Here is a 7,677-nt window from a genome sequence, read left to right as displayed (position 1 = left end):
GACCGCCGCCAGACGCAGACGAGCAGACCTATCCCCGCTCAATCCCCCCATACACGCAAGGGTCAGGGTGAGGGTCGTTCCCTACGCCCCCTCCCCCAGATACGCGGTCGCATCGACCTCGACGATGCAGTCGGGCGAGCCCAGCCCCTGCACGATGCACGAGACGCGATGCGGCGGGTCCTCGGCGAAGGCGGCGAAGTAGACTTCGTTCATCGGCGCCAAATAGGCGCGGTCCGTGACATAGACCGTGCACTTCACCACGTCGCGCAAGGTGCCACCCGCCTCCTCGATCAGCGCGCGGATGTTGTCGATCGCCTGTTGCGTCTGCGCGCGCGCATCGCCGAGCGCATAGCTGCCGTCAGGCCGGGCACCGGTGCAGCAGACGAACATGAACCCGCCGGCGAGGGTGGCCTGGGCGATCGGCACCGTGAAGGGCCGGATGCGGTTCGACGTGACGATGCGCTTCGGCATGATCTCTCCCTCGCACGCAGACCGGGCAGGAGCAGGGTCGACCATGGCCGGCACGAGGCGCAAGGCTGCCTCAGCCAGTTGAGGCTCGACAGCGGGCCGAGGCGACGGCAGGGTCTGGCCGGACAGACGGGAGGGCCCTCCGATCAGCACGCGCAGCCTCGACCCCGACACCGCGGCCTCGGCGGCCCCGCCGCGTCGCAAGCTTCGCGGCGGCGTCAACTATGCCGAGGGTGGCACTCCCCGCATCCCCCGCCGGCTGCGCTCGATCCTGTCGCTCCTCGACCTCGAACCGGCGGCGCGCCGGCACCTGCCGCGGCCGCTGTTCGGCTACGTGGCCGGCGGGGCGGAGGACGACGCCGCGCGCGCCGACAACCGCGACGCCTTCGCAGAATGGGGCTTCGTGCCGCGCGTGCTGCGCAACGTATCCGAGCGCACGACCGAGACCGAACTGTTCGGAAAGCGCTGGGCCGCGCCCTTCGGCATCGCGCCGATGGGGCTCTCGGGCGTGATCGCCTATCGCGGCGACATGGTGCTCGCGCAGGCGGCGGCGGAGGCCGGAATCGTCAACATCATGAGCGGCTCCTCGGTGATTCGGCTCGAAGAGATCGCCGCCGCCTCGCCAGACAGCTGGTTCCAGGCCTATCTGCCGGGCGATCCCGAGCGCATCCGCGGCCTGATCGAGCGGGCGGCCGCGGCCGGGTTCGGCACGCTGGTCGTGACCGTGGACGTGCCGGTCGCGGCGAACCGCGAGAACAACATCCGCAACGGCTTCTCGACCCCGCTGCGGCCGAGCCTGCGGCTGGCCTGGGACGGGGCGATCCGGCCGCGCTGGCTACTCGGCACCGCGGCGCGCACGCTGCTCCGGCATGGGATGCCGCATTTCGAGAATTCCTTCGCGCATCGGGGCGCGCCGATCCTCGCGCGGCAGGTGCTGCGGGACTTCTCCAACAAGGATCACTTCGACTGGAGTCATATCGATATGATCCGCGAGCGCTGGCCCGGCAGGCTGGTGATCAAGGGCATCCTCGATCCCGGCGACGCGCGGCTCGCGCGCGAGCACGGTGCGGACGGGATCATCGTCTCGAACCATGGCGGGCGGCAGCTCGACCACGCGGTCTCGGCGCTGCGCATGCTGCCTGCGGTGGTCGAGGCGGTCGGCGACGTCCCGGTGATGCTGGACGGCGGGGTACGGCGCGGCTCAGACGTGCTGAAGGCCATCGCGCTCGGCGCGCGCACCGTGTTCATCGGACGGCCGTTCCTCTACGCCGCAGCGATCGGCGGCGCCGAGGGGGTCGCACACGCGATCGGCCTGCTCGCCTCCGAGATCGATCGCGACATGGCGCTGCTCGGGATCACATCGCTCGCGGAGATGACGCCGGAACGGCTGGTGCGGATCGGCTGAGCCGGCTCAGTCGGCCCGCGCGCCGGAGCGCTTCACCACCTCGGCCCAACGCGCGACCTCAGCGCGGAGGAACCGATCCATCTCCTCGGGCGTGCTGCCGACCGGGAAGGCGCCGAGGTGCTGGAACCGCTCGGTCACCGCAGGCGTCCGCACGATTTCGGCGACCTCGCGGCTCAGCCGTGCGATGATCGACGGCGGCGTCCCGGCAGGCACCCAGATCGCGTTCCAGGCGGCGGCCTCGAACCCGGGATAGCCGGCCTCGGCGATGGTCGGCAGCTGCGGCAGCACGGAGAGGGCGCGGAGCTCGGCGACCGCGATCGGGCGCACACGCCCATCGGCGATCATCGGCAGGATCGGCGGCACGCTCTCGATCATCAGGGCAATCCGCCCCGCGAGCAGGTCCTGCATCGCCGGCGCCTGGCCGCGATAGGGAACGTGCACGAGGTTGATCCCGGCCTCGGCCTTGAGGAGCTCGGCCGCGAGATGCGGGATCGTGCCGATCCCGCCCGAGCCATAGGAGACCCCCTGCGGCTGGGTCTTCGCCCACGCGACGAACTCCTGAACCGTCCGGGCCGGCACATCGGGATGCACGATCATCACCAGCGGCGTGCGGTTGACCAGCGAGACCGGGGCGAGGTCGGTGAACAGATCGTAGGGCATCGACGGCAGCAGGCTCGGGTTCACGCTCATCGCGGCGGCACCGAACAGCACGGTGTAGCCGTCGGGGCGCGACTTGGCGGCGGCGTCGGCCGCGATGTTGGTTCCGCCTCCGGGCCGGTTCTCTACCGCAACGGGCTGGCCGAGGCGCGGCGCGAGATGCTGCGCGACGAGACGTCCCATCAGGTCGGTCGTGCCGCCGGGAGCGAAGGGGACGAGCATGCGGATCGGGCGCGAAGGCCAAGTCCCGTCCTGCTGGGCCGTAGCGCGCGCGGCGAGCGCGGTGACAAACGCGGGCGCAAGCCCGAGGACGTGTCGGCGTCGCATTTGGGTCCTCCCTGATCCCGTGGTGGCCGGCCACCGTTTCGGATCATGGCCGTGACGAGTGCGAGAGTGCGGCCTGCCAACCCTGAGCGCAAGGCGTGGTCCCCCCGGGTCACGGGATCCAAGGGCCAATGGCCCTTGGCGGGTGCAGGGCGGAGCCCTGCCGGGGGTGCAGGGGGCGGAGCCCCCGCGTCACCTGCCGCGCGCGTTATCCATGCGCCTTCGCATCTCGCGGATTGCGGCGGCGAGGCCGAGGAACACGGCCTCGCCGACAAGAAAGTGGCCAATGTTCAGCTCGGCGACCTCGGGGATCGCAGCGATCGGCCCGACAGTGTCGAAGGCGAGCCCGTGCCCCGCATGCACTTCGAGCCCGATCGCCGCACCGTGCTTCGCCGCGGCCACGATCCGCGCCAACTCGCGCTCGCGCGCGGCACCCACATGCTCGCAATAGGTCCCGGTGTGCAGCTCAACGACCGGCGCTGCGAGCTCACGCGCGGCGTCGAGCTGGCGCGGGTCGGCCTCGATGAACAGGCTGACGCGGATGCCCGCGTCGGCCAGCGCCGTGATCGCCTCACCGACCACACCTTTGTTCCCGATCACATCGAGCCCGCCCTCGGTGGTGCGCTCCTCGCGCTTCTCGGGCACCAGGCAGGCGGCGTGCGGGCGGAGCGCGCGGGCGATCCCGACCATCTCGGGCGTCGCGGCCATCTCGAAGTTCAGTTTCAGGGCGATCTCGTCCTTGAGCCGGCGCATGTCGTCGTCGCGGATGTGGCGGCGGTCCTCGCGCAGATGCGCGGTGATGCCATCCGCGCCGGCCTCCTTCGCGACGCGCGCGGCACGCACGGGGTCGGGGTGGTCACCGCCACGCGCGTTGCGGATGGTCGCGACGTGATCGACGTTCACGCCGAGGCGGAGTGGTGCCGGCATCGTGTCCTTTCCCTGCGGATGAGGCGGCTCAGGCGCGCGCGCGCTCGACGGTGCTGATCTGCGGGCTCGCGCGGAGTGCTGCGACGATGTCGCCAAGATGGCCGAGGTCGCGCACCTCGAGGTCGATCAGCATCTCGAAGAACTCAGGCGTACGGTTGACGATCTTGAGGTTGACGATGTTGCCATCGCGCTTGGCGATGATGGTGGTGAGCGTCGAGAGCGCGCCGGGCTGGTTGGCGGTCAGCACGGTGATACGGCCGACATGCTTCTGCTGCGCGGTCTGGTCGAAATCCCAGGAGACGTCGAGGAACCGTTCCGGGGTCGCGGCGAAGCTCTCCAGCGTCTGGCAGTCGGCGGTGTGGATGGTGACGCCCTTGCCGGTGGTGATGATGCCGACGATGCGGTCGCCTGGCAGCGGGTGGCAGCACCCGGCGAAATGCACCGCCATGCCGGCGACGAGTCCGCTGATGGGTACCGCGGCGGGCGTACCATCCTTCGCGGGCGCGGACGGCTTGGCCTTGCCGCGTGGCATCGGCAGGATCGAGGGTGCGCGCGCGGTCGGGCGCAGCTCAGGATAGGCGGCGAACACCACCTCGCGCGGCCCGACCACGCCCGAGCCGACCGCCACCTGGAGGTCCTCGATGCTGGCCTGCTTGAAGGTCTTGAGCACGCCGTCCAGCACCTTCTCGCCGCCCTCCACTCCCTCCTGGCGGAACGCCTTCACCAGCATCGAACGGCCGAGCTCGATGTTCTGCGCGCGTTGCTGGGCGTGGATGAAGCGGCGGATGCGTGCGCGCGCCTTGCCGGTGACGACGAAGCGCTCCCAGGCCGGATTGGGCGTGTGGCCGCGCGCGGTGACGATCTCGACCTGGTCGCCGTTCGCGAGCTCGGTGCGCAGCGGCATGATCCGGCCGTTGATCTTGGCGCCCACGCAGGTGTCGCCGACCTCCGAGTGCACGGCGTAGGCGAAATCCACCGGCGTCGCGCCGCGCGGCAGCGTGATCAGATCGCCCTTCGGCGTAAAGCAGAAGACCTGGTCGCGGAACATCTCGAGCTTCGTGTGCTCGAGGAATTCCTCCGGCCCCGACGCCTGCTCCAGGATCTCCAGCAGCGAGCGCAGCCAGCGGTACTGGCGCGGCGCCTCGGTCGGCTTTGGCCCCGACTCCTTATACGACCAGTGTGCAGCGACACCGTACTCGGCGATCTCGTGCATCTCGCGCGTGCGGATCTGGATCTCGATCTTCTGCGCGCCGGGCAGGATCACGCCAGTGTGCAAGCTGCGATAGCCGTTGGGCTTGGGCGTGGAGATGTAGTCCTTGAACCGGCCCGGCACGACGCGGAACGCCGAGTGCACCACGCCGAGCGCGCGGTAGCAGTCGTCAACACTCTCGACGACCACACGGAACGCCATGATGTCGGAGAGCTGCTCGAAGGCGACGTTGCGCCGATGCATCTTCAGCCAGATCGAGTAGGCGCTCTTCTCGCGCCCGGTGACCTCGGCGGCGATCTCGTGCTCGGCGAGCAGCCGGCTCAGCTCCTCCGTCACGCGGTCGATCGTGTCCGCGCCCTCGCCGCGCAGGAACGCCACGCGGGCGAGGATCGAGGCATAGGCGTCGGGCTGGAGCTCACGGAAGGCAAGGGTTTCGAGCTCGGTCTTCACCTGGTCCATGCCGATCCGCTCGGCAAGCGGGGCGTAGATCTCGAGCGTCTCGGCGGCGATCCGGCGGCGGCGCTGCTCGTCGCGCACGAAGCGGAGCGTGCGCATGTTGTGCAGCCGGTCCGCAAGCTTGACGAGCAGGACGCGGATGTCCTCGCTCATCGCAAGGACGAGCTTGCGGAAGTTCTCGGCCTGCTTGGAGCGGTCGGACTGGAGCTCGAGCCGGGTCAGCTTGGTCACGCCGTCCACCAAGCGGGCGACGTCGCGGCCGAACCCCTTCTCGACGTCGGCGAGCGTGACCGGCGTGTCCTCGACCACGTCGTGCAGCAGCGCGGTGACGATCGAATTGGAGTCCACCCGGTAGCCGGTCAGGATGTTCGCGACCTCGACCGGGTGGGTGAAGTAGGGATCGCCGTTGTCGCGCATCTGGCCGACATGCGCCTTGGCGGCGAAGTCGTAGGCGCGGGTGATGGCCTCGGCGTCGGCCTTGGGGTCGTAGGCGCGGACGCGTTCGACCAGCTCGCGATCAAGGAGCGCTGTGCCGTCAGGCACCGCCGCGTCACCATCGTGGCGCACGCGGACACCCGAGGGGGTGCCCTGCCTGCGCCGGTGTCATCGCGCGAGCGTCCGGAGTCAGCCGCCGCCCAGCTCGCGGGCGATCGCGGCCTCGATGTCGTCCTCCGAGGCCGGGCCTTCCTCGGTCGCCTGCTCGTCGGGGCTGATGTCCATGCCGGCGAAGATGTTGCTCTCGGTCGGCAGCAGGTCCATGACCTCCTCCGAGGCGGGCTCGGGCTCGGGCAGGCGCTGGAGGCTCTTGATCAAGTCGCCGCGCACGGCCTCGAGCGCGATCGTCTCGTCGGCGATCTCGCGCAGCGCCACCACGGGGTTCTTGTCGTTGTCGCGATCGACGGTCGGCGCCTCGCCGCGGCTGATGTTGCGCGCGCGTTGGGCAGCGAGCATCACGAGCTCGAAGCGGTTCGGAACCTTGAGGACGCAGTCTTCAACGGTGACGCGCGCCATGCGCTCGACCCTCCGGCACTGAAGTCTGGGGCGGGACCCGAGTTAATAGTGATCCAGAGCGAGGAAGGCAAGCAACCCTGACCTGTTCAGGCGAGAGGTCGGCAGTCCTCGTCGGGTGGCAGGGCCGCGATCAGGGCGGCGATGGACTGCCCGGTGACAGGATGGCGCCATCCGGGCGCGACCTCGGCGAGCGGGCGCAGCACGAAGCCTCGCGCGGCGAGCCGAGGATGGGGCAGGACCGGGGGCGGGTCGGCGCGGACCACGCCGTTCAGGTCGAGCAGGTCCAGGTCGAGCACGCGTGCGGCGTCGCGCTCGCCGCGGACCCGGCCTGCCTCGGCCTCGATCGCGTTCAGCGCTGCCAGCAGCGCCGCCGGGTCGAGTCTGCCCGCATAAGCGGCGACGCCATTGACGTAGCGGGGCTGGGCCGACGGGGGCACCGGCGCGCTGTCCCACAGCCGCGACGCCGCAATGAAGCGCAGCCCCGGGAGCGCGTTCACCCGCCCGATCGCCCAGGCCAAAGTGGCGTGCGGCGGCGCGCCGCCTTGGCCAGGCAGGTTGGCGCCGAGCCCGACGACGATCATCTGTCATTCTTCTGAAACATGCGCGATACCCTATTCACGTCAGCATCGGTCGTGTTTAGCCTGTCACCGAGTGGGGATTTCGTACCGGCCCACGGTTGAGGAGCGAAGGACAGATGTTCGAACGATCTGAGCGCGTTGCAGTGTTCATCGACGGAGCGAACCTCTATGCGGCATCGCGCACGCTGGGATTCGATGTCGACTACAAGTCGCTGCATGCGTTCTTCCGTACCAAAGCATACATCGTCCGAATGTTTTACTACACTGCGGTCATCGAAACGGAAGAGACAACCCCGATGAAGCAGCTGGTGGACTGGCTGGGTTACAACGGCTACACGGTCGTCACGAAGCCCGCCAAGGAATTCACCGACTCGACTGGCCGCCGCCGCGTCAAGGGCAACATGGACATCGAGCTTGCGATCGACATGCTCGAGATGGCGCCGCACGTGAACCACGTCGTGCTGTTCTCCGGCGACGGCGACTTCCGCCGCTTGGTCGAGGCAGTGCAGCGCAGGGGCGTGCGGGTGACGGTGGTCAGCACCATCCGCACGCAACCGGTGCTGATCGCCGACGATCTGCGCCGCCAGGCCGACCAGTTCGTCGATCTCGCCGACATCATGGGCGAGTTCACCCGCCGCATG

Annotated in this window: 8 protein-coding genes; 2 read left to right on the top strand and 6 right to left on the bottom strand. The window is 69.5% G+C overall.

Annotation, left to right across the window (positions count from 1 at the left end; genetic code table 11):
* Positions 1–81 precede the first annotated feature (81 nt).
* Positions 82–471, bottom strand: a complete 390-nt coding sequence (locus ACTIFU_RS21045; protein ID WP_439580283.1) for a RidA family protein — start codon at positions 469–471, stop codon at positions 82–84.
* Between the two features lie 244 nt (positions 472–715).
* Here ACTIFU_RS21045 and ACTIFU_RS21040 point away from each other — a divergent pair, with 244 nt between their 5' ends.
* Positions 716–1,873: an alpha-hydroxy acid oxidase gene (locus tag ACTIFU_RS21040; RefSeq protein WP_439580284.1), complete on the top strand. Its 1,158-nt coding sequence runs from the start codon at positions 716–718 to the stop codon at positions 1,871–1,873.
* Positions 1,874–1,879: 6 nt separating this feature from the next.
* Here the strand turns inward: ACTIFU_RS21040 and ACTIFU_RS21035 are convergent, their stop codons facing one another.
* The 5 genes from ACTIFU_RS21035 to folK form a co-directional block, all read right to left on the bottom strand.
* Positions 1,880–2,857, bottom strand: coding sequence for a Bug family tripartite tricarboxylate transporter substrate binding protein (locus ACTIFU_RS21035; RefSeq protein WP_439580282.1), 978 nt, complete (start codon positions 2,855–2,857; stop codon positions 1,880–1,882).
* 189 nt (positions 2,858–3,046) lie between these two features.
* Positions 3,047–3,781 carry a pyridoxine 5'-phosphate synthase gene (locus ACTIFU_RS21030; RefSeq protein ID WP_439580281.1) on the bottom strand — a complete coding sequence of 245 codons (735 nt, stop codon included), beginning with the start codon at positions 3,779–3,781 and terminating at the stop codon, positions 3,047–3,049.
* A 28-nt stretch (positions 3,782–3,809) separates the two neighbouring features.
* Entirely contained in the window at positions 3,810–5,990 is a 2,181-nt protein-coding gene (locus ACTIFU_RS21025; RefSeq protein WP_439580280.1) for a RelA/SpoT family protein, read from the bottom strand.
* 81 nt (positions 5,991–6,071) lie between these two features.
* Positions 6,072–6,458, bottom strand: a complete 387-nt coding sequence (gene rpoZ / locus ACTIFU_RS21020) for a DNA-directed RNA polymerase subunit omega (RefSeq protein ID WP_439580279.1) — start codon at positions 6,456–6,458, stop codon at positions 6,072–6,074.
* An 86-nt stretch (positions 6,459–6,544) separates the two neighbouring features.
* Positions 6,545–7,039, bottom strand: a complete 495-nt coding sequence (folK, locus tag ACTIFU_RS21015; RefSeq protein ID WP_439580278.1) for a 2-amino-4-hydroxy-6-hydroxymethyldihydropteridine diphosphokinase — start codon at positions 7,037–7,039, stop codon at positions 6,545–6,547.
* A gap of 113 nt (positions 7,040–7,152) precedes the next feature.
* Here folK and ACTIFU_RS21010 point away from each other — a divergent pair.
* Positions 7,153–7,677, top strand: a 525-nt coding sequence (locus ACTIFU_RS21010) for a LabA-like NYN domain-containing protein (RefSeq protein WP_439580277.1), incomplete at its 3' end; no start/stop codon positions are given.

The sequence above is a fragment of the Elioraea sp. genome, assembly GCF_051860475.1.
In the GTDB taxonomy this organism is placed as follows: domain Bacteria; phylum Pseudomonadota; class Alphaproteobacteria; order Acetobacterales; family Acetobacteraceae; genus Elioraea.
The sequence above is the reverse complement of the archived record's forward strand: the minus strand, read 5'-3'. Positions and strand labels throughout refer to the sequence as shown.